Genomic DNA, 20,452 nt, shown 5'->3' with positions numbered 1-20,452 from the left:
TTTATTCTGTTTGTATCATTCTCTAGCGCTTTTGAGCCTACCGCTTGATGCTTCAAGCTCTCAAAAAGCAGCTTGGCTCAATTGTGTTAACATTAACCAAGAAAAGATGCAGAAATGGGCAGAACACGCCCCCATGAATTATCTACATAAATTTCATCTAGTTGAGGCAGAAAAAGCGCGAGTCTTAGGGCAATTTTTTGAGGCTGAAGAGTTTTACGAGCGAGCGATCGCGGGTGCTTCTGAGCATGAGTTTATCCAAGAAGAAGCATTAGCCTATGAATTAGCTGCCAAATTTTACCTCTCTCGCGGTCGGGAAAAAATTGCCCAAGCCTACATGAAAGAGGCGCACTACTGCTACGATCGCTGGGGCGCAACCGCTAAAGTTAAAGATTTAGAAAAACGCTATCCACAACTGCTCAACACCAACCTAGTTCGGCAATCACATTCAATCGTGACCGATGAAACGATCCGTCATCCCACTGCGGCGATCGATTTGGCGGCGGTGATGAAAGCGGCTCAAGCTCTCTCAGAAATAATCCATCTCGATCAACTGATTGCCACGTTGATGCAGGTGGTAATCGAAAATGCAGGAGCCGAAACTGGCGCTCTGGTTCTCCTGGAAGAGGATCAACTCACTGTGATGGCTCAATGTAGCGGAAGTAGACAGTGTGACCTAGAAAAGCTTGCTGTTGCTGACTGTGCAAAGATTCCTGTCTCCGTCATTCACTCGGTAGAACGTACTCAAGAAACTTTGGTGCTTGATGATGCAGTCAGCGAACTGCCTTTTTCAACTGATCCTTACATTCAAAAGCAACAGACGCGATCGCTTCTCTGTATGCCAATTCTCCAGCAAAAGCAGCTGATCGGCATCCTTTATTTGGAAAACAATCTCAGTGCTGGAGTGTTTACTAGCGATCGGTTACAAGTTCTCAACCTGTTGATGGCTCAGGCAGCAATTTCACTGGAGAATGCTCGGCTGTATGAACGGTTAGCAGACTATGCCGAAACACTGGAAAGGAAAGTAGAAGAGCAAACTCAAGCCTTGCAGCAGGAGATTGCTGAACGTCAACAAACCGAAGCCGCATTGAGACAAAGTGAAGCAAATTATCGCAACCTGCTCCAAACCGCGAATTCAATCATCATTCGCTACGATCCGCAAGGACGGATTCACTACATCAACGATTATGGGGTAAAACTTCTGGGCTATGAAGAACATGAGATTTTAGGGCGAACCTTATTTGAAACAATCATTCCAGACATCGAAATCTCTGGACGCGATGTCAAACCCTTTGTCCATAATTTACTTCGTAATCCTCAATTGTACCCGCAAGGCGAGGGTGAAAACCTGTGTCGAGACGGTCGGCGAGTTTGGGTTGTTTGGTCGAATCAAGCTATCTTCAATGAACAGGGAGAGGTCGTTGAAATCTTATCAGTTGGCAATGACACCACCCAGCGTAGACAAGCAGAAGAGGCATTACAACGCAGTGAAGCCAAGTTCCGGGCTATCTTTGAAAACTCGCAGATTGGCATCTTCCGAAACCGCATCTCGGATGGATTGATTCTCGAAGCCAATCAACGCTTTGCCAATCTGTATGGCTTTGATTCACCAGAGGAGATGATTGGGCAGGAACACACTACAGGCTACTATGTAAATCCCAGCGATCGCCAAAAAGCCATTGAGTTGCTGAAGCGTGATGGGGAACTGCGGAGCTTTGAAGCACAGATGCGAAAACGAGATGGGACATTGTTCTGGGGACTTTTCTCTTCTTATCTGAATGCAGACGATGATTACATCGAAGGCGTGATTGCAGATATTAGCGATCGCAAACGAGCAGAAGTCGCTCTACAAACGAGTGAAGAACGACTACGCTTAGCATTAACCGCTTCAAATCAAGGACTCTACGATCTCGATTTAAAAACTGAAGAAAGAATTGTTAACCCAGAATACGCTTTAATGCTGGGCTACAATCCAGCAACATTCCACGAAACCATTTCTGAATGGATTGCTCGTTTGCATCCTGATGACAGAGAATCAGTTGTCGCAACCTACCGTGCTTACATTGCTGGAGAAATCCCCAGCTTTCAAGTAGAGTATCGCCAGCGTACCCAGGATGGTCAGTGGAAATGGACTCTTTCTGTTGGCAAAATTGTTGCCTGGGACGAATCAGGTCAATCCATCCGAGCGTTGGGAGTTGTTACGGATATCGACGATCGCAAACAGGCAGAAGCAGCATTGCAAGCCTCTGAAGCAGAACTGCGAGCGCTCTTTTCAGCCATTCCCGATCCGCTGTGTGTTTACAATGCTAAAGGGCAAGTGATCGACGCAATCCCAGGAAATCCGTCATATAAACAGTCGCATAGGGAGGAGTGTATTGGTAAAACACTGCATCAACTCTATGCTCAGGAACAAGCTGATGAATTCCTGAATTATATTCAGCAGGTGGTGAGAACCCAACAAGTACTTACAGTTGAATACAGCCAGTGGATCGATGGACGAGAGATCTGGTTTTCGGCTCGAATTGCCCCGATTCGGCACGAACAGGTGATTTGGTTGGCGCGAGACATTACGCTGCAAAAGCAAGCAGAAGCAGCCTCGATTCTAGAAGAGCGCAACCACATGGCACGGGAAATCCACGACACTTTAGCACAGGCGTTTACAGGAATTATCATTCATACTCGCTCTGCCTCCGATGAGGTAACGGCGAATCCAGAAAAAGCGCAAACTCTCCTCACTCAGATCCTTGACTTAGCCCGTTCTGGACTTGCGGAGGCACGTCGTTCAGTAGAGGCACTACGCCGCCCATACCTTTTGGAGAACGGTAACTTACAGGATGCTTTAAGGCGTCTTGCGGCTCAACTGGACTCCTCGATCGCAACCCAAGTCGTCTACGAAGTCATTGGTACACCCTATTCCCTATCCTACGATTTGGAAAGTAATCTGTTTCGGATTGGGCAGGAAGCTCTGACCAATGCAATCAAACATGCCAAGGCAGATGAAATTCGCATTGAACTGATCTACGAACCGACCCAATGCAGCTTGCGAATTCAAGACGATGGGCAGGGATTTGAGGTAGAAAACCAGGCGATGCGGAATGGCTTTGGTCTAATCGGAATGGCAGAACGGGCTGAGCGCATTAGAGCTGAATTAACAATTCAAAGTAATCTAGGGCAAGGGACAAAGATCGTGGTATCTATTGATCGGGAGTAAGTTAGCATGAGTCAGCCCAGTTGTATTCGTGTTCTTGTTGTGGACGATCATCCTGTTGTCCGTCAGGGTTTGATCGGGATGTTAGAGAAGGCTCCAGATATCGTCATTGTGGGTCAGGGGCGAAATGGGCATGAGGCGATCGCAGTGTTTCAGCAACAACAGCCTGATGTGACTTTGATGGATTTACGGATGCCTGAGATGGAAGGTGTCCAGGCGATTACGGTGATTTGTAATGGGTTTCCCAACGCCCGGATTATTGTGCTGACCACGTATGACACTGATGAAGAGATTTATCGAGGATTGCGAGCCGGAGCAAAGGGGTATTTACTAAAGGACTCTGAGCCAGAGGAACTATTGACAGCCATTCGTACCGTAAATAGGGGGCAACAGTATATTCCCCCTAATGTGGCTGCCAAGCTAGTACAGCGGATGACTAGTCCAGAATTGAGCGATCGTGAGATAGAAGTTCTCCAGTTAATTGGACAGGGCATGAGCAATCAGGAAATTAGCACGGCTCTAACGATTAGTGAAAGTACGGTGAAGACTCATATCAACCGAATTTTAAGCAAGCTAGATGTCAAAGACCGCACCCAGGCAGCCATTATAGCGTTGAAACGCGGAATTGCTAGCTTGTGAAAGCAAGATAGTAATGCTACCTGGGTTAACAATCAGAGCTAGTCGTCCGTTTGCAGCGTGAAATTTTGGTCTGTGAAGTTAGGCAATCAAACCTAAGTTTGATTTGAATATCAACTTAAGCTTGATTCATCCTACCCCCCCAAATTGACTAACTCTCAATTATTTTGTTGATTAAAATACAGACCTTAAATTGATTACAATCCTAAGCAAGCCTTATACATTAGACTCATACAAACGATTACAGGGTTGAAGGAGAGATTTCAGAGTGCTTCTCACACGATGAAACTCTTTTCTTCAAGGGTTTAGAATGAGCGATGTTATTCCTGGTGATGCACCTAGCAATCACAATCAATTAGTTGTACCCCCTTCTGAGCAAGACCATCGGCAAGGATCATTAAATGCCCGCGTTGTACTTGTTGAGTATGGGGATTATCAATGTCCTCAATGTGGTGAACTTTATACCTTAATCAAGGCAATTCAACGACAGCTTGAGGCGACCCTATTTGGGACAGATTTTCTATGCTTTGTATTCCGGCATTTTCCTCAACCTCACATCCATCCTCAAGCTCAAAAGGCAGCAGCAGCGATAGAAGCAGCAGGGGCACAAGGTCAGTTTTGGCAGATGTACGAAATCTTACTGGAGCATCAACAAGAGTTAGGAAATGGCTACCTTGCCGAGTACGCTGATCGTTTAGGACTTGACGTTCCTCAATTTCTGCGAGATATCGCAAGAGGGACATATCTCGATCGCATTAATCAAGACATCGAAAGTGGAATACGCAGCGGAGTGACCGACGCTCCAGCTCTATTTATCAATAACACTCGGTATACCGGAGGCTGGACAATAACAGAGTTAATGGCAGCCATTGTCGCTGCAAGTCACTAAGCTCTATTCATAACTCGTCAACGTTAGTAATAGACGAAAACAGTTTCGTTATTTCATTGAGGATAGTTCTATGACGCATTCCCTAGTACAAAGCAGAAATAATTCTGAGCATGAAGGAACACCTCAGACTGATTCTCTTCGCGACTCCTCAGTTAATCATGCCCTGATTGCGATCGCGCAAGAAGTTGCTGAGTTGCTGAGACAAACTTACCCGATACAAACTGATGAAATTGAAACAGGAGAAACAGTCTGAAAGCAGTCAAGAATTGAAACTCAAGACTCTTTAGATAGATAGAACCAGGAGTATTTAATCATGGTCAAAGAGCAAACTGTAGACGGACAAGCAAATTTACAAGCAACTACCAATTTGACACCAGCCCAGGAATCTTTGCAAGCACTTTGGGAAGAGCATTTACAGTACGAGTTCGGCACTCACAGTACTGAAGATGCCCTCGCTACGATGGTTGAAGATGCTTACGTTAACCACATCCCGGTAATGACTGGGGGAGTCGAGAAACCAGCACTGCGCGAGTTTTATTCCAAATACCTCATTCCACAGATCCCGCCAGATCTCCAGCTAGTTCCAATTTCGCGCACGATCGGAACGGATCAACTCGTCGATGAAATGATGGCTACGTTCACTCATACGATCCAGATGGACTGGATGCTACCTGGCGTTGCTCCAACCGGGAAACGAGTGGAAGTGCCAGTCGTTGCGATTATTCGGTTTCGTGACGGCAAGTTAGTCCACGAACACATTTACTGGGATCAGGCAAGTGTATTGGTTCAAGTCGGCTTGCTCGAGCCGAGTACACTTCCCGTCGTGGGCGTTGACAGTGCGCGTAAGGCGATCGATCCCAACTTACCTTCAAACACACTAATCGAGCGCGACTAAGTGTAGGAGCCAGCAAATATCAATGCCTAAACCCGCCATTTTGCAACCAGGATTGCAACTCGCCTGCCCCAGCCACGTTCTATACCCGTGATGAAAAAGGCTATCTAAATTATCCAGCCCTAGCAAAAGTTTAGAAACTTAGAAAACGAAACAACTCACATGAAAGTTTTGATTGTTCTTGCACACCCAGAGTCGAAAAGCTTTAACGGAGCAATGTTTCAGACAGCAATTGACACGTTCAAAGACTCTGGGCATGTTGTTCAATATTCAGATCTCCATACCATGAGATTTGACCCTGTATCCGATCGCCGCAACTTTACGTCTGTCAAAGATCCTGACTACTTTAAGCAGCAACTTGAAGAGATGTATGCAACTGAAGTTGAAGGATTCATTCCAGAAATTGAAGCTGAGATCCAAAAACTGGAATGGTGCGATCTGATGATTTGGCAATTCCCTTTGTGGTGGTTCAGTGTCCCTGCAATTTTGAAGGGGTGGGTCGATCGCGTCTTTGTTATGGGGCGTGTTTACGGTAATGGACATATTTATGAAACGGGCAGATTTCGAGGTAAGCAAGCAATGCTCTCGTTGACCACAGGTAGCACAGAAGAGGACTATCTTGCAGGCGGTTTTAACGGTGATATCCATGCTATTCTGCGCCCAATTCAGCGAGGGATGCTGCAATTCGCTGGTTTTGACGTTCTTGCTCCGCAGATTGTTTATGCCCCCGTTCGCCAAACAGATGCAGTTCGTCAACGTATCTTGAATGATTTTTCGCAACGATTGCGAACCATTGAACGTGAGTTGCCGATCGCCGTAGGTCAGTATTGATCGGCATGGAACTGGCGGGACTGGATTTATGGGGCACGCAGCTAGGATCGTACTCATCCTGGTTGTAGGAGGCGCTTCTTATTGCTGGCTCCTACACGTATTGCTCATTGAGTTTTTGACAAAGTGACACAGCCATTCATAACAAGAGGTAACTATCATGATGCTGAAAGACAAGGTTGCTTTGGTGACTGGCGGAACATCAGGCATCGGTCGAGCAACCGCGATCGCATTCGGTGCTGCTGGAGCAAAGGTAGTATTCTCCGGTAGACGCGACGCAGAAGGTGAAACAACTTCTGCGATGATTCGTGAGACAGGAGCGGAGTGTTTGTTTGTACGATCGGACGTATCCGATGAAGCAGAAGTTCAAGCTTTAGTCGATAAAACGATCGCCACCTACGGCAGACTCGATTGTGCCTTTAACAATGCTGGGATTGAGCCTCCTCTCAAACCACTGCACAAACAATCGATTGAGGATTTTGACAAACTGATGTCGATTAATGTGCGGGGGCTGTTCTTGTGTATGAGATACGAGATTCAACAGATGCTCAACCAAGGATCAGGTGTGATTATCAATAATTCGTCAATGGGTGGGTTAATTGCGTTTCCAGGAATATCTCCCTATATTGCCAGCAAACACGCGGTAATGGGGCTGACACGCTCTGCTGCACTCGATTATGCCAAACAAGGTATTCGGATTAATGCTGTCAATCCTGGACTGATTGCTACTGCAATGATGGATCGACTGAGTAGTGGCTCGACTGATGATGTAGGGTCTACGGTTCCAATGGGTCGTATGGGTCAGGCAGCAGAAATTGCTCAAGCGGTTGTTTTTCTGTGTTCTGATGCTGCCAGCTACATTACAGGACAACCCTTCGCGATCGATGGCGGATATACAGCGAGTTAATTTTTGATGGTTGATGGTGGACTCACAGTGAATCGATCCATTTCGAGAGAGAACAACCGGACTTAATTTTAGGAGAAATAGAATGATACTTCAGAATAAGGTGGCGTTAGTCACTGGCGGAACTTCAGGAATTGGTCGTGCAACCGCGATCGCATTCGGTGCTGCTGGAGCAAAGGTAGTATTCTCCGGTAGACGCGACGCAGAAGGTGAAACAACTTCTGCGATGATTCGTGAGACAGGAGCGGAGTGCTTGTTTGTACGATCGGATGTATCGAGTGAACCAGAGGTTAAGGCGCTGATAGAGAAAACAGTCGCAACCTACGGAAGGCTAGATTTTGCCTTCAATAACGCTGGGTTTGGTACAGTCCCAAAGCCACTCCACGAGCAGTCTATTGAAGACTTTGACAGCACGATGGCGACTAACCTGCGGGGTGTGTTCTTGTGCATGAAATATGAAATTCAGCAGATGTTGACTCAAGGAGCAGGAGTCATTATCAACAACTCTTCAATATGGGGATTGATCGGGGCACCTGGAATGGGTCCTTATACTGCGAGCAAACATGCTGTGATAGGTCTCACTCGTTCTGCGGCGCTCGATTATGCCAAGCAAGGGATTCGGATTAATGCCGTTAATCCTGGCTATATTCGCGGCACAGAACTAGTTACTCCTAAGAGTCTCCAAGAGATGGGTATGACTTTAGAGCAGTTTGATTCGATGTTGTCGTCGAGCGTCCCGATGGGGCGTAGGGGTCAACCTGAAGAAATTGCTGCAACGGTTGTGTTCTTATGTTCTGATGCTGCGAGCTACATCACTGGACAACCCTTAGCGATCGATGGCGGATATACAGTGAGTTGATTTTTGATTGTCAATCGTGGAATCACAGTGAATCGACCCATTTCAAGAGAGAACAACCGGACTTAATTTTAGGAGAAATAGAATGATACTTCAGGATAAAGTGGCGTTAGTCACTGGCGGAACTTCAGGAATTGGTCGTGCAACGGCGATCGCTTATGCCCAACAACAAGCAAAGGTGGTGGTGGTGGGTCGTCGCATGAATGAAGGTGAAGAAACTGTTCGATCGATCAAGGAAGCTGGCGGAGAGGCGATTTTTGTGCAATCAGATGTCACGAAAGAAGCCGATGTTGAAGCAATGGTTGATAAAGCGGTTAGCGTTTTTGGTCGGTTAGATATTGCCTTCAATAATGCAGGAACTGTCGGCGAAAATCCCTCATTGATTGAGCAAACAGAAGCGGAATACGATCGCACCATAAACGTCAATGTCAAAGGTATTTGGTTGTCGATGAAGTATGAAATCGCTCAGATGTTGAAGCAGGGAAGTGGTGCGATCGTCAATACGGCATCTGCGAATGGAGTCGTTGCATTTCCTACCTTCCCCCTCTACACCGCGAGTAAAAGTGCAGTAATAGGCTTGACAAAAGCTGCTGCGCTCCAATATGCCAAAGCCGGTATTCGCATCAATGTCGTGGCACCAGCAGCAATCGAAACAGATATGTTTGAAGCAGCTACAGGTGGGCAGGATGAGGTCAGAGCTTACATAACAGGACTCCACCCGATCGGACGAATTGGAACACCGCTTGAAGTTGCAAATGCAGTCCTGTTTTTATCATCTGACCTGGCATCGTTCGTAACGGGTGAAACGTTGATGGTAGATGGTGGGTTGGTAGCGCAGTAGTCGATCGACAGTGCGAAACGTTGCGACCAAGTAGCGATCGACACCGATATGAATGCCGCAGACAGCGACTTTGCCGCGCCCTTGGTCGCTGTGGATAGGGTGACGAGGTAGCTGGCATGGTCTCTTATCTCGCCAGTTCTGAAGCTACTTTTGTTACGGGCGCGAGCCTCAAAATTGATCGCGGCTATACCGCTTGAACAACAGGTAATCCAAATCTGAGCGCCGAAGCTCAGGTCGAAGCAGATCAAAACTTTTACACGCGCAATCAAAGGAAAAGAGATGAAAATACGCTACGGGTTTCGACAGGTCGGCGATGTCGAAGTGTTCTACCGCGAGGCTGGGTCAAGCGACGCGCCAGTGATACTGCTGTTGCATGGCTTTCCAACCGCTAGCCACATGTTCCGCGACCTGATCCCTCTCCTTGCCGATCGCTTTCGGCTCGTCGCGCCGGATCTGCCTGGTTTCGGACAGACCAAGGCACCGCCGCGCGGGACGTTCGACTACACGTTCGACCGCCTTGCCGATGCGATTGAGGGCTTCACCGCTGCTTTGTCGCTCGATCGATATGTGCTCTACATCTTCGACTACGGTGCGCCAGTAGGACTGCGTCTGGCGATACGCCATCCTGAACGGATATCCGCAATTGTCTCGCAGAACGGCAACGCCTACCTCGAGGGTTTCAGTGATGAATGGGGGCCGTGGGAGACCTATTGGCGCGAACCGAGCGCAGCGAACCGGGAAGCCTGCCGACCCTCGCTCGCGCCGGACACAATCCGGAACTGGCAGTATGGTACCGGAGCCGATCCAAACCTTTTGTCGCCCGACGGCTACGAACTTGATATCGCCTACATGGGGCGGCCAGACGCGGAGGAGATCCAGCTCGATCTGATCCTCGACTACCGCAGTAACGTCGCGCTCTATCCAGCCTTCCAGTCCTACTTTCGCGAGCACCGTCCGCCGCTTCTCGCCGTTTGGGGCCGTCATGATCCGGCGTTTCTGCCTGCTGGTGCCGCCGCTTATCAGCGAGATCTCCCAGATGCAAAGATTCACCTGCTCGATGCCGGACATTTCGCGCTGGAGACACATGCGGAGGAGGTAGCAACTTTGATCCGCGCGTTCCTCGACAGTGCGATCGGTTCCACCACTGTGAAAATCTAACTCAGTAAAGGATGAAGTCATGACCCAAAAATATGGCCCCAAGACAACGGCCGACGAGGTGCTTTCCGGCATTGATCTCAAGGGAAAGCGATTTCTCATTACGGGTGCATCGTCGGGCATTGGACGCGAAACCGCCCGCTCACTGCTCTCTCACGGCGCTAGCGTCGTCGGCGCGGTCAGAAACCTCGCTAAAGCTGAGCCAGCCACTGCATCGGTTCGTGATGCCGCGTCGCAAGGAGGTGGCAGCCTAGAGTTGATCGAACTCGATCTGGCATCCTTGCAAAGCGTTCGTGCCTGTGCGGATAAACTGTTGGCTGACGGTCAACCGTTCGATGCCATCATCGCTAACGCTGGCGTTATGGCAACTCCGTTCGGTCGGACGATCGACGGCTTTGAAGTCCAGTTCGGGACGAACCATCTTGGTCATTTTGCCCTGATCGATCAGATCGAGCCGCTGCTCGCCGATAATGGACGGCTGGTGGTTCTGTCGTCGCTGGCGCATCGCGGTGCCGATATCGACTTAGACGATCCGAATTTTGAGCAGCAGGCGTACGATCCATGGGTCGCCTATAGCCGGTCGAAAACCGCCAATTCACTATTCGCTGTGGAGTTTGACAGGCGGCATCGCGATCGCGGCATTCGGGCTGCTTCGGTGATGCCTGGAAACAGTCTGACGGATCTACCCCGCCATTTCTCGCCGGAGGATTTGCAGGGACTTTTGCAGACTGTTGACGCAGCGCGCACCGAAGCGGGCCTGCCGCCGAAAGAGTTGAAAGAAATTCCGCAGGCAGCCGCAACCTCGGTCTGGGCAGCAGTCGTGGCTAACAAAGACGAGATCGGCGGACACTATCTCGAAGATTGCGCGATCGCGCCGATTAATGACGCGCCCAACCCGTTTGCCGACGGCGTCAGGTCGTATGCGCTCGACACTCACAAAGCCAAGCAGCTTTGGGCGAAAAGCGAGGAATTGATCGGCGCTGCGTCTTGAAGGTTATCTCGCCCATCTAAACGCAATAATCCATTCCACTCTCGTCAGTCCTGAAGCCGCTTTTGTCACGGACGCGAGCCTCAAAATTGATGGCGGCTTTACCGCTACCAAGAAAGTTTTCTCACAACTGGAGTGAGAATCCAGTCTAAATACACTCAGGAAGGGAACAAGCATGATTCACGCTTATGCAGCCAAAACAGCAGGCGGATTACTGGAGCCATTTGAATATGATCCAGGTGCGCTAAAAGATGAAGAAGTAGAAATCAATGTCGAGTACTGTGGGGTCTGCCACAGCGATCTGAGTATGCTAAAAAATGACTGGGGCATTAGTCAGTATCCCCTTATTCCTGGTCATGAAGTAGTCGGAACTATTGCAGCCGTTGGCGATCGTGTGACAACCGTTAAAATCGGTCAGCGAGTCGGATTAGGTTGGTTTTCTCATTCTTGTATGCATTGCGAGTGGTGCATGTCAGGCAATCACAATTTGTGTCTAACAGCAGAGAAAACTATCGTCGGTCGGTACGGAGGCTTTGCTGATAAGGTGCGGGCACATGAAGAGTGGGTTACTCCTCTACCAGAAGGAATTAATCCAGCTAAGGTAGGACCACTGTTCTGTGGCGGCATTACCGTGTTTAACCCAATTGTTCAGTTCGACGTGAAGCCAACTGATAAAGTCGGTGTAATTGGCATTGGCGGTTTAGGACATATGGCACTACGGTTCTTACAAGCTTGGGGATGTGATGTCACTGCGTTTTCGACAAATCCTGATAAAGAGTCTGAAGCCCGTGAGTTGGGAGCCACTCACTTTGTCAACTCTCGCGATACTAAAGCGATTGAGGCAGTTACCAACTCGTTTGACTTCATTCTCTCAACTGTGAATGCAGATCTAGATTGGGGAATATACATTAACGCGCTGCGCCCCAAAGGACGGTTACATTTTGTTGGAGTCGTACCGAATGCGATTCAGATGGGTGCGTTCCCCATAATTCTTGGGCAAAAATCCTTGTCGGGCAGTCCTCTTGGTAGCCCGACAACAACTGCAAAAATGCTTGACTTTGCAGCTCGTCATGGGATTGAACCTGTCACTGAGACTTTTGATTTTAGTCAAGTGAATGAAGCAATTGCTCATCTTGAAGCAGGAAAAGCTCGATATCGAATTGTGTTGCAACACTAGGGACAGGGTGACGAGGTGGCTAGCATGGTTTTTTATCTCGCCAGTTCTGAAGCTGCTTTTGTTACGGGCGCAAGTCTCAAAATTGATGGCAGCTATATCGCTTGAACAACAGGTAATCCAGCTCTGCAACCGCTACAGCAATCCTGATTGGAGTCTGACGGGTCGTAGGGATGGAACCCTGGCTGGAGGCGCAGCCCTCACTCCCCTTATTCACAAGTAGGTCGTAAACGCTACAAACCTTATTCAGAGAAATTCAGAGGACATCATGATTTCGCAAAAACTCTCAGAAAAAGTTGCACTCGTCACTGGCGGCACCAGCGGCATTGGACTTGCCACTGCTAAGCGATTTGTCGCCGAAGGTGCCTATGTCTTTATCACGGGTCGTCATCAGCCAGAACTCGATGCTGCTGTAAACGAGATTGGTAAGAACGTTACTGGCATTCAGGGCGATGTCTCCAATCTGGCAGACCTCGATCGGCTTTACGCCGAGATCGAGCAAGAGCAAGGTCGCTTGGATGTAATCTTTGCTAATGCTGGCGGTGGTGAATTCATCCCGCTTGGATCGATCACCGAAGAACACTTTGACAAAACCTTCAACACCAATGTCAAGGGTCTACTGTTCACTGTGCAGAAGGCACTGCCGCTGATGCCAGAGGGCGCTTCCATCATCCTGAATGCCTCAACTGCTTCCATCAAGGGTATTCCAGCTTCCAGCGTGTATAGCGCCACCAAAGCCGCCGTGCGCTCGTTTGCCCGCACCTGGACAGTCGATCTCAAAGACCGCCAGATTCGAGTGAATGTGGTCAGCCCTGGTCTCATTCCGACTCCCGCTTACGATCTTCTCTGGGGACTCAGTGAAGAGCAACTGAAAGAATTGGTGGCGAACCTAGCTAAAAATGTCCCATTGGGACGAGCTGGTACGCCCGACGAGATCGCCAAAGCCGTTGTCTTTCTGGCTTCAGATGACAGCAGCTATGTCAGCGGCATTGAGCTATTCGTCGATGGTGGCTTCACACAAATCTAAGATCGCTTCCTAGTTAAAAAGCACTACCCGATCGCGTGTAAAAGTCCATCTATGAACTTCCCATCGAACAGAGTCGAAGGAGAAACACACATGCCACAAGAAAAGATGCCACAAGTCTCTGACAAAGAACTGATGGATGAGTAACACGCTCATGATTCAGCCTGAGTACCGCGAGGAGTTCTTGATGGAACTCCGAGAGATCCTGCCTCAAGCCCGCCGTTTGGAAGCGTGCATCTCACTTGAGGTCGGTGAGGTCGCCGATCGGCCTGGGATGTTTGTGCTGTCCGAGCGCTGGCGTAACGGAAACGAGTACCTGAACGAGATCCTGCAACTGCCCTTCTACCAGCGGTACCTGGAACGCAGCGAGCCATTCTACGCCGCTCCGCGAGCAGTTCTCGTCCTCACGTCAATCTAAATGGGTGCTGTGTCCAGGGCAGCCACCTAACCATGCAGCAGACGGTCTCAAGCTGCTAGTGCTGCGTTCGAGTTTCTTTGCCGCCGCTTGATTTGAGCCGTTGGGTGTTTTGGGTAATGTGAGGTGTAGAACGAATGACGGATAAACTTGAGCAGAACAAACAGACGGTCACGGCATTTTATGACCTGATGTTCAATCAGTGTCAGCCCGCAGAAGCCATCGAGAAATATGTCGGCGACGTGTACATCCAGCACAACCCAGCGGTTGCCGACGGGAAGCAGGCTTTCATCGAATATTTCGAGAGGATGGCGAAAGAATATCCGGGCAAGTGCGTCCAGTTTAAGCGCGTCTTCGCTGAAAGCGATTATGTAGTCTTGCATTGCTACCAACAATGGCCGGGCGACAACGACTGGGCGGGCATCGATATCTTCCGCCTGGATGATAAAGGCAAGATAGTCGAGCATTGGGACGTGCTTCAGACCATCCCGGAAGCGTCGGCTAACGATAACACGATGTTCTGAACAGTCGAGTGCTGGTAGTGTGAAGTCCGGTTTGTACAACGGCACGCCCAAATAGTAGGCAGTGGAATTCGGATGTAACTAAGGCGATCGCAGCCATTTTATCAGTCGCATAGTAACACCATAAAAATCTGATACACTGTCCTAAGAATCTGAAAGAAACCGAGCATTAGAATTCATTACACTTCAGTTAAATCAGACGAGAATCCAATGCGGTATTCATAGGAGATTGCAATGCCTTACGTTACTGTTGGTCAAGAAAATTCTGCAACCATCGATCTCTACTACGAAGATCTTGGGACAGGTCAACCGATTGTTCTGATTCATGGATTTCCCCTCAACGGTCATTCCTGGGAAAAGCAGGTCTTAGTGCTGCTAAATGCGGGGTACCGAGTGATTACCTACGATCGCCGAGGATTTGGTGCTTCCAGCCAGCCGTCGTTTGGCTATGACTACGATACCTTCGCGGTGGATCTCAACCAGCTGATGACAGAACTTGACCTGCACGATGCCGTGCTGGCCGGCTTCTCGATGGGGACTGGCGAAGTCACGCGCTATCTCGGCAAGTACGGCTCGGAGCGCGTCAGTAAAGCCGTACTCATGGCTCCAGTGCCACCCTTCCTGCTGAAGACAGACGACAATCCCGAAGGAGTCGATCGAAGTGTCTTTGACGGCATTATGAAGAGGATCGTAGACGATCGCCCAGCCTATCTGTCTACATTTTTCCAAGACTTCTTTAACGTGGACGTGCTGGGAGGCGATCGCATCAGCAACGATGCCATCCAGATGAGTTGGAATGTTGCGGCGGGAGCTTCTGCTAAGGGGACTTTAGACTGCGTGCCGTCGTGGTTGACTGATTTCCGTGACGATCTGCCGCGCATCGACGTGCCAACCCTAATCGTTCATGGGGATGCCGATCGCATCCTGCCACTTGAAACTACCGCAGCGAGACTACCGCAATTAATTAAAGACAGTCGCCTTGTGGTCATACCTGGCGGTCCTCATGCTATCAATTGGACTCATGCCGATCTGGTCAACCCTGCGCTGCTGGACTTTCTCAAAGGAAATTAATCGGTGGAGATTTTTGTCTTCAATCAGTTTTTGCCACAACACAGCCAAATTTCCTCGCTGCCTTTTGATCGACTCTATTCATCCTAGAGGTGAGGAATGAAAAGCAAATGGCGGATTTTGTCAAGTTTTCTGTTTCTACTAGTTCTCATTAGCGTAGTGTCATTGGGAGTAACGCAGGCTAATAGTAGTAACGATCTTTCTCGCGATTTGACTAACCCACGTTTGATTCAACGGGGGAGGTATATCGTCACGGCTTTAGGTAATTGCGCGGGATGCCATAGAATAAGTCACCAAACGATCCAGAGTGGTTAGCGGGGTACTTGCCAGGAACTCCAGGGCAACCGTTCCTAATCGGTGAATTCCAAATTTATCCATCCAATATCACCCCCGATCGCGAGACGGGAATTGGTAGTTGGACACCAGAACAAGTTTTCAATGTCTTCCGCCAAGGACGAGACAAACACGGTAAGACAATTTGCCCACAGATGTTTTGGTCTGTATATCGCAATTTGAGCGATCGCGATATTTGGTCGATTGTTGCCTATCTCAAAGCAAGCATCAAACCAGTGAAAAATCAAGTTCCTGAAAATACAACACCTCAAAGGACGCGCCCAGACTGTACGGCACTTTTCCAAAACTTACAACCTCTACCTGCTTATCCTGGTCAAAACGAGATTGGCGTGTGGCGCAATTAAACCAAATAAACATGGCTTTGTTGCTCACAATCGCCACCAATTCTCCCACAGGACAGCAGCGGTTAAAAGCTGGGTTGCCTTCGAATTGGTCAATCGCTCATAAAACTGGTACGGATCCAGACGTACTGGGCATCGGCACTGCTACCAATGACGTTGCGATCGTCACCTCTCCCCAGGGAAGACGAATTGCGATCGTAGTATTTATCGCTGGTTCAAAAGCACCTTTATAGGCACGCAAAAGTATAATAGCTCTTATTGCTGCCGCAGTAGTCAAGGCGATCGAATGATGAATGTGGTATGTGAATAGAAATATTTAAAGTCAAGATTGACTTGAGAGCGAATAGCGTGCAAGGTTTGAATCTAGAAACTCGCTTTTTGGTTGAATCTAAATAAAGTTGAATAAACTCATTTTAAGAAAGTAGATTTTGTCATTACTTGTAAAAGTGCAGAGTATCACCACTACTCTGGTCAGCGCTTTTAAATAAAAACTTCCAGCAATATAACAAAAAATTACGCTCTGTTGTCATATCTATAATAAATTGTTTTGTTAACCGGTACAAAACTTCCTTAATTGATAGTAGTAAAGAAAAAAGATACTCCTATATTTAAATCAGGAGTATCTATATTCAAAAGATTTGTTGCCTAATCCCACTAGAATGGAATATCTAGTTCATCAACAGACACACCATTACTAGCTGTAGCAGCTGTAACTAAAGCGTGTTCTGCTGGTTGAGATTGCAAATGCTTCTCGGTAAATTTGGGCTGACTAGATTCAGTTGGAATAAAGTTACGAATAACTAAGGTACATCTCTTTTCCTTGTATCCATTACAAGTATCTACTACTTCCATGTCTGGATAACCAACGGCTACACCATTTGTCCTAGAATCAAATTGAGCGATCGCAACGGCAGCTGCTCCTTTCGCACGAAAAGGCATGGTGCTTTCTACTAATCCATCTTTGGAGTAGGAATGAAACGAGCAATCGCCGTAGACTACTTTTACTCCTTGAGGATCGTGGGTTTCGTCAACCGAGTGGATTTTTACTGTCAAAGTTGCGTTAATCATAGTATTCCTATTGCAGGCGAATAGATTCTGTTTAGTTGCGCGTAGCGCCATGAAGTAACAGAACCGCACTCTGAGTCAAGAGCAAAGTGCGGTTTGATTTCGTTAAAAATTGGCGTTGGCTATGCTTGGCTCAGGACTATTGCTGGAAGTATTGGTTTCTTCACCGCGCTTAGAGGAACTAATTAGCTCTAATTCGCTGACTCTAATGACAGGTTTGCTACGAGGCAAGCCGCTATTTTTATCAACCCAAACATCAAATTTGAGTTCTCCAGCAACACCGATCGTCGAACCTTTACGTACCCAGTCAGTAGCAACTTGGGCAGTATTTCCCCACAGTTCTAAGTCCCACCACATCGGTGAATCACTTTTGTACGGTGGTTTGACAGCAAGAGCCAAGGTAGCTTTCATCGCACCCGACTCGAAGTAGTGGATGGCTGGATCTTGACCGACGCGACCGACTAATTCGATTCTATTCATGAATTGTTGGGTCATATTGCACTTCCTAATTTTTCATAAATTTTGCGCGTAGCGCTTGCTGTGCTATCCGTTCCTGACCAAGAATCTAAGTTGCGATCGCAGGAATATCCTAATAGCGATCGTAGGAAAATAATCCCAATTTTTTGATAACCTGGGTAGGAGATTGTATTCAGTTCAAAGCAGTTGCTATTTAGTTACAAATCAGTACAGTTTTGTCGCTAATTTTTCTAGCTGCACCTTGATATGCCCTGCTATTTTGTGGAGTAGGGCAAATTCTTTGAGCTTTTCTACTGACAAATTTTTTAGCTCGTCCAACGTCGCTAACTCTGACAAATCTTGATGTTGTACGAGCGTTTCGTCGATGGAATGCAAGTCATTCTCCAAAAGGGATTCTATTGCGTTTGTTGCTCAATCGACCCCAATCGTCTGTATTTTATCTCTTCCATAGGTGTAGGATAAAATTTCTTCTACAGATGCAATTTTTGGTTCTCGCATTAAAGTGATTCTATGCAATCTTCCTAACTTTCGCACTGTTATTCTTGCGCCTGCTGCTTGCAATCGTGCTGTTAAATCGTTGAGCAGGGAAAACTGTACGTCAATTTGACGGCATTGAGCGATAGATATCCAATTCATTTGATTCCTCTAATCGATCTTTTCCTATTAACCTGGCAATAAAAGAGACGGCAAGCCTTTTAAAGATTACGCGACAAGATATTACTACACCTCGAGTTGACCCGAAGGCTTGCCGTCTCTTTCCCTACCGCCTTAATAGAGGCTGCGCTTTAGCGCCAACAGTCAACCTGACTTTTCAACAAGCAACAGTACTTCCCAAACAAGTCTGGAAGAAGCCATTTTTAACAGAGCGGCTTTGGCTGCTGCCAGTTTTTCTATCCAATTCCTATTGCCAAGCGATCGCCACCATCGGTGCTGAAGGTAATCGAGCAACCACAGTTGCCGATCGAAGTCCAGCATTGTATCTATCTCCTTCGCCAAGCGCATTGCATTCGAGGCATTAGCTGGAGGCACGTCAAGTTGTTCTAAAAGTACTTTTGGCATCGATCCCAGTTGGTTGTAATGCGCGATCGCTTGCCCTGGACTGCCAGCAGCCAAAGCTACGATAGATGGATTGTCTATAATTTCTGCGTTTCCAAGTCTTTCCAGCACCCGTACCATATTACTGCCATTCAGCCGATGAAACGGGATCGCCTGGCAGCGGCTAGCAATGGTAGGTAATAGTTTTTGCGGTTGGGATGAAATCAGGATAATGCTGCCGCTGGTTGGTTCTTCCAAAGTTTTTAGCAAAGCGTTAGCAGCAGCAACAGCCATTCGATCTGCATCTTGAATGACTACGATTTTGCATGGTGCAGTTAGCGCACAACAGGAGAGAAATTGAGCGATCGCTCTTATTTGCTCGATCCGAATATGAGGCGGCGACTTGGGCTTTACCTCCGAGTGGGCTAGATCGCTTTGATTAATTAATTCTCCTTGATGTAAGTAAGTCGGTTCTACCCATAATAGATCGGGATGGTTAGTGAGGTTGTGGGTGTCAAAGAGTTGAGCGATAAAGGTGCGAGCAGCCAGTGTTTTGCCCACACCATCTGTACCAGCAAATAAATAAGCTGGTGCAATTCGATTAGTTGCGATCGCTCCCTCAAGCAAAGATACGGCTGTTGATTGCCCTACCAAACTAGAAAATTCAAAAATTCCTCGTTCTTCGCTCTTCAAATTTTCCCGCTCGCTCTTCATTGGAGTAGTAGGAATAGAAACAGTTGTTGGTAATGACATATTTGACTAGATTATAGCTAGAGCTAAGCGCAGATTTTGATGATTTGGGTTTGGAGAGCAGACTTTTCATCCCATCCATTTTTCAGCATTAATTCCAATTCCAATAGCACCGACAAAGCTTTTTGTAACTTGCTAGCTGGAATGCTGGCAACTTCTTGGCGTAGGAAGTAAAGTCGTTTGGGATTTTTGATTTCTGCTAAGAATGCAATCGCGCTCTCGTCCTGCCAGTTAGCAGCTAGGCAAAGTTTGACGACTAACCAAGTTCTAAATGTTGTCGTCAGGGTAGCAACAATTTTTAAGGCAGGTTCATTGCCAGCAATTAAATCCTCAACTAACTTTAATGCCAAAGAAACATTACCCGTGCGAACGGCACTTGCCAATTGCAAGCTGTTTGTTGCATTGTTGGCAACTAATTCTCTCACTGTATCGGCATTGATAATTGCACCATTGGCATACACTTTGAGTTTTTCCAACTGTGTAACTAATAAGCGCGTATTATTACCAACTGCTTCAACCAATACTCGATAAGCATCAGATGCAAACTCGATCCCCATTTTTTTTGCTAAGTTACGCGCCTGCTTTATTAATGCGTCAGTCTGCCACTGGGGGATCGAGGGAAATTCCTGAACTTGGGCAGATTGCAGTAGCAACTTTACTGACTTGTTCCTAGAATCGGGTTTATTAATACTAGTAATCAGCAGAAAGTTAGTAGCTGGCACGATCGCTAAGATGCGTTCTAATTGCTGCAACATTTCTTTCGGGCAAACTCCCAATAAAGTGCTAGATGGTAAATAAACCAACCTACCTCCAGTTCCTAATGGAGGAGTCATAATATCCGCGATCGCTTGAGGAATGCTATCTTTTGAATCTGGAGGATATTCGGAATAGTTAAAACTCGCCCATCGTTCATCGAGAACGCGCGAGCGCAGTTGTTTAATGGCGCGACTCATCACTGGAGTTTAGACTAAATCAAGAAAAAAGCGGTCAATCCTGTTGAAGTGACCACTTTTTGGTCAATGCTGAGATTTAGA

At 47.6% G+C, this 20,452-nt stretch carries 24 protein-coding genes and 2 pseudogenes; 20 read left to right on the top strand and 6 right to left on the bottom strand.

Going from position 1 to position 20,452, the window contains the following annotated elements:
- Window positions 1-532: 532 nt before the first annotated feature.
- The 20 genes and pseudogenes from DSM107010_RS31435 (at window position 533) to DSM107010_RS31340 (ending at window position 16,324) form a co-directional block, all read left to right on the top strand.
- Window positions 533-3,208, top strand: coding sequence for a PAS domain S-box protein (locus tag DSM107010_RS31435; protein WP_373425489.1), 2,676 nt, complete (start codon window positions 533-535; stop codon window positions 3,206-3,208).
- 6 nt (window positions 3,209-3,214) lie between these two features.
- Window positions 3,215-3,844 carry a response regulator gene (locus DSM107010_RS31430; RefSeq protein ID WP_039711360.1) on the top strand — a complete coding sequence of 210 codons (630 nt, stop codon included), beginning with the start codon at window positions 3,215-3,217 and terminating at the stop codon, window positions 3,842-3,844.
- Window positions 3,845-4,151: 307 nt separating this feature from the next.
- On the top strand, window positions 4,152-4,730 hold the full coding sequence (locus DSM107010_RS31425; RefSeq protein ID WP_039711361.1) for a DsbA family protein: 579 nt from the start codon (window positions 4,152-4,154) through the stop codon (window positions 4,728-4,730).
- A gap of 70 nt (window positions 4,731-4,800) precedes the next feature.
- Complete coding sequence (locus DSM107010_RS31420) at window positions 4,801-4,983, top strand: hypothetical protein (RefSeq protein ID WP_039711362.1); 183 nt, start codon at window positions 4,801-4,803, stop codon at window positions 4,981-4,983.
- A 60-nt stretch (window positions 4,984-5,043) separates the two neighbouring features.
- A complete protein-coding gene (locus DSM107010_RS31415) occupies window positions 5,044-5,625 on the top strand; it encodes an ester cyclase (protein ID WP_106168926.1) in 582 nt (193 codons plus the stop codon).
- Window positions 5,626-5,784: 159 nt separating this feature from the next.
- Window positions 5,785-6,453, top strand: a complete 669-nt coding sequence (locus DSM107010_RS31410) for an NAD(P)H-dependent oxidoreductase (RefSeq protein WP_106168925.1) — start codon at window positions 5,785-5,787, stop codon at window positions 6,451-6,453.
- Window positions 6,454-6,610: 157 nt separating this feature from the next.
- The gene (locus tag DSM107010_RS31405; RefSeq protein ID WP_106168924.1) at window positions 6,611-7,357 is read left to right on the top strand and encodes an SDR family oxidoreductase; all 747 of its coding nucleotides are present in this window, start codon (window positions 6,611-6,613) and stop codon (window positions 7,355-7,357) included.
- An 82-nt stretch (window positions 7,358-7,439) separates the two neighbouring features.
- The gene (locus tag DSM107010_RS31400) at window positions 7,440-8,213 is read left to right on the top strand and encodes a glucose 1-dehydrogenase (protein ID WP_127024814.1); all 774 of its coding nucleotides are present in this window, start codon (window positions 7,440-7,442) and stop codon (window positions 8,211-8,213) included.
- An 82-nt stretch (window positions 8,214-8,295) separates the two neighbouring features.
- Window positions 8,296-9,051, top strand: coding sequence for an SDR family oxidoreductase (locus tag DSM107010_RS31395; RefSeq protein ID WP_127024811.1), 756 nt, complete (start codon window positions 8,296-8,298; stop codon window positions 9,049-9,051).
- Between the two features lie 101 nt (window positions 9,052-9,152).
- Window positions 9,153-9,248 (top strand): annotated as a pseudogene (locus DSM107010_RS43290) (SDR family oxidoreductase); the annotation flags it as partial.
- 82 nt (window positions 9,249-9,330) lie between these two features.
- Window positions 9,331-10,209, top strand: coding sequence for an alpha/beta fold hydrolase (locus DSM107010_RS31385; protein ID WP_039711365.1), 879 nt, complete (start codon window positions 9,331-9,333; stop codon window positions 10,207-10,209).
- Between the two features lie 19 nt (window positions 10,210-10,228).
- The gene (locus DSM107010_RS31380) at window positions 10,229-11,197 is read left to right on the top strand and encodes an SDR family NAD(P)-dependent oxidoreductase (protein ID WP_127024808.1); all 969 of its coding nucleotides are present in this window, start codon (window positions 10,229-10,231) and stop codon (window positions 11,195-11,197) included.
- A 172-nt stretch (window positions 11,198-11,369) separates the two neighbouring features.
- Complete coding sequence (gene ahr, locus DSM107010_RS31375) at window positions 11,370-12,371, top strand: NADPH-dependent aldehyde reductase Ahr (RefSeq protein ID WP_039711372.1); 1,002 nt, start codon at window positions 11,370-11,372, stop codon at window positions 12,369-12,371.
- A pseudogene (locus DSM107010_RS43285) lies at window positions 12,372-12,476 on the top strand (oxidoreductase); the annotation flags it as partial.
- A gap of 160 nt (window positions 12,477-12,636) precedes the next feature.
- On the top strand, window positions 12,637-13,395 hold the full coding sequence (locus tag DSM107010_RS31365; protein WP_106169276.1) for a glucose 1-dehydrogenase: 759 nt from the start codon (window positions 12,637-12,639) through the stop codon (window positions 13,393-13,395).
- A 151-nt stretch (window positions 13,396-13,546) separates the two neighbouring features.
- Window positions 13,547-13,810, top strand: coding sequence for a putative quinol monooxygenase (locus DSM107010_RS31360; RefSeq protein WP_199755862.1), 264 nt, complete (start codon window positions 13,547-13,549; stop codon window positions 13,808-13,810).
- Window positions 13,811-13,944: 134 nt separating this feature from the next.
- Window positions 13,945-14,331, top strand: a complete 387-nt coding sequence (locus DSM107010_RS31355) for a nuclear transport factor 2 family protein (RefSeq protein WP_106169275.1) — start codon at window positions 13,945-13,947, stop codon at window positions 14,329-14,331.
- A 231-nt stretch (window positions 14,332-14,562) separates the two neighbouring features.
- Window positions 14,563-15,399, top strand: coding sequence for an alpha/beta fold hydrolase (locus DSM107010_RS31350; RefSeq protein ID WP_106169274.1), 837 nt, complete (start codon window positions 14,563-14,565; stop codon window positions 15,397-15,399).
- A gap of 320 nt (window positions 15,400-15,719) precedes the next feature.
- Window positions 15,720-16,094: a c-type cytochrome gene (locus tag DSM107010_RS31345; protein WP_106169273.1), complete on the top strand. Its 375-nt coding sequence runs from the start codon at window positions 15,720-15,722 to the stop codon at window positions 16,092-16,094.
- Between the two features lie 11 nt (window positions 16,095-16,105).
- Window positions 16,106-16,324, top strand: a complete 219-nt coding sequence (locus DSM107010_RS31340) for a serine hydrolase (RefSeq protein WP_106169272.1) — start codon at window positions 16,106-16,108, stop codon at window positions 16,322-16,324.
- 421 nt (window positions 16,325-16,745) lie between these two features.
- Here the strand turns inward: DSM107010_RS31340 and DSM107010_RS31335 are convergent, their stop codons facing one another.
- The 6 genes from DSM107010_RS31335 to holA form a co-directional block, all read right to left on the bottom strand.
- A complete protein-coding gene (locus DSM107010_RS31335; protein WP_106169271.1) occupies window positions 16,746-17,159 on the bottom strand; it encodes a hypothetical protein in 414 nt (137 codons plus the stop codon).
- A gap of 102 nt (window positions 17,160-17,261) precedes the next feature.
- On the bottom strand, window positions 17,262-17,651 hold the full coding sequence (ssb, locus tag DSM107010_RS31330; protein WP_127024805.1) for a single-stranded DNA-binding protein: 390 nt from the start codon (window positions 17,649-17,651) through the stop codon (window positions 17,262-17,264).
- A gap of 186 nt (window positions 17,652-17,837) precedes the next feature.
- The gene (locus tag DSM107010_RS38925) at window positions 17,838-18,008 is read right to left on the bottom strand and encodes a hypothetical protein (protein ID WP_158631912.1); all 171 of its coding nucleotides are present in this window, start codon (window positions 18,006-18,008) and stop codon (window positions 17,838-17,840) included.
- A 36-nt stretch (window positions 18,009-18,044) separates the two neighbouring features.
- The gene (locus DSM107010_RS31325) at window positions 18,045-18,269 is read right to left on the bottom strand and encodes a hypothetical protein (protein WP_106169269.1); all 225 of its coding nucleotides are present in this window, start codon (window positions 18,267-18,269) and stop codon (window positions 18,045-18,047) included.
- Window positions 18,270-18,431: 162 nt separating this feature from the next.
- The gene (locus DSM107010_RS31320; protein WP_127024803.1) at window positions 18,432-19,421 is read right to left on the bottom strand and encodes an AAA family ATPase; all 990 of its coding nucleotides are present in this window, start codon (window positions 19,419-19,421) and stop codon (window positions 18,432-18,434) included.
- A gap of 23 nt (window positions 19,422-19,444) precedes the next feature.
- Entirely contained in the window at window positions 19,445-20,371 is a 927-nt protein-coding gene (gene holA / locus DSM107010_RS31315) for a DNA polymerase III subunit delta (protein ID WP_127024800.1), read from the bottom strand.
- Between the last annotated feature and the right edge of the window lie 81 nt (window positions 20,372-20,452).

The organism is Chroococcidiopsis cubana SAG 39.79 (assembly GCF_003991895.1).
GTDB classification, from domain to species: Bacteria; Cyanobacteriota; Cyanobacteriia; order Cyanobacteriales; family Chroococcidiopsidaceae; genus Chroococcidiopsis; species Chroococcidiopsis thermalis.
Note: the sequence above shows the minus strand (reverse complement) of the source record. Positions and strands in the feature narration are given on the sequence as shown.

Excerpts from the sequence above, each read along its gene's own strand:
- DSM107010_RS31430 (WP_039711360.1), top strand. The coding sequence starts at position 3,215 with ATGAGTCAGCCCAGTTGTATTCGTGTTCTTGTTGTGGACGATCATCCT.
- DSM107010_RS31425 (WP_039711361.1), top strand. The coding sequence starts at position 4,152 with ATGAGCGATGTTATTCCTGGTGATGCACCTAGCAATCACAATCAATTA.
- DSM107010_RS31420 (WP_039711362.1), top strand. The coding sequence starts at position 4,801 with ATGACGCATTCCCTAGTACAAAGCAGAAATAATTCTGAGCATGAAGGA.
- DSM107010_RS31415 (WP_106168926.1), top strand. The coding sequence starts at position 5,044 with ATGGTCAAAGAGCAAACTGTAGACGGACAAGCAAATTTACAAGCAACT.
- DSM107010_RS31410 (WP_106168925.1), top strand. The coding sequence starts at position 5,785 with ATGAAAGTTTTGATTGTTCTTGCACACCCAGAGTCGAAAAGCTTTAAC.
- DSM107010_RS31405 (WP_106168924.1), top strand. The coding sequence starts at position 6,611 with ATGATGCTGAAAGACAAGGTTGCTTTGGTGACTGGCGGAACATCAGGC.
- DSM107010_RS31400 (WP_127024814.1), top strand. The coding sequence starts at position 7,440 with ATGATACTTCAGAATAAGGTGGCGTTAGTCACTGGCGGAACTTCAGGA.
- DSM107010_RS31395 (WP_127024811.1), top strand. The coding sequence starts at position 8,296 with ATGATACTTCAGGATAAAGTGGCGTTAGTCACTGGCGGAACTTCAGGA.
- DSM107010_RS31385 (WP_039711365.1), top strand. The coding sequence starts at position 9,331 with ATGAAAATACGCTACGGGTTTCGACAGGTCGGCGATGTCGAAGTGTTC.
- DSM107010_RS31380 (WP_127024808.1), top strand. The coding sequence starts at position 10,229 with ATGACCCAAAAATATGGCCCCAAGACAACGGCCGACGAGGTGCTTTCC.
- ahr (WP_039711372.1), top strand. The coding sequence starts at position 11,370 with ATGATTCACGCTTATGCAGCCAAAACAGCAGGCGGATTACTGGAGCCA.
- DSM107010_RS31365 (WP_106169276.1), top strand. The coding sequence starts at position 12,637 with ATGATTTCGCAAAAACTCTCAGAAAAAGTTGCACTCGTCACTGGCGGC.
- DSM107010_RS31360 (WP_199755862.1), top strand. The coding sequence starts at position 13,547 with ATGATTCAGCCTGAGTACCGCGAGGAGTTCTTGATGGAACTCCGAGAG.
- DSM107010_RS31355 (WP_106169275.1), top strand. The coding sequence starts at position 13,945 with ATGACGGATAAACTTGAGCAGAACAAACAGACGGTCACGGCATTTTAT.
- DSM107010_RS31350 (WP_106169274.1), top strand. The coding sequence starts at position 14,563 with ATGCCTTACGTTACTGTTGGTCAAGAAAATTCTGCAACCATCGATCTC.
- DSM107010_RS31340 (WP_106169272.1), top strand. The coding sequence starts at position 16,106 with ATGGCTTTGTTGCTCACAATCGCCACCAATTCTCCCACAGGACAGCAG.
- DSM107010_RS31335 (WP_106169271.1), bottom strand. The coding sequence starts at position 17,159 with ATGATTAACGCAACTTTGACAGTAAAAATCCACTCGGTTGACGAAACC.
- ssb (WP_127024805.1), bottom strand. The coding sequence starts at position 17,651 with ATGACCCAACAATTCATGAATAGAATCGAATTAGTCGGTCGCGTCGGT.
- DSM107010_RS31325 (WP_106169269.1), bottom strand. The coding sequence starts at position 18,269 with ATGAATTGGATATCTATCGCTCAATGCCGTCAAATTGACGTACAGTTT.
- DSM107010_RS31320 (WP_127024803.1), bottom strand. The coding sequence starts at position 19,421 with ATGTCATTACCAACAACTGTTTCTATTCCTACTACTCCAATGAAGAGC.
- holA (WP_127024800.1), bottom strand. The coding sequence starts at position 20,371 with ATGAGTCGCGCCATTAAACAACTGCGCTCGCGCGTTCTCGATGAACGA.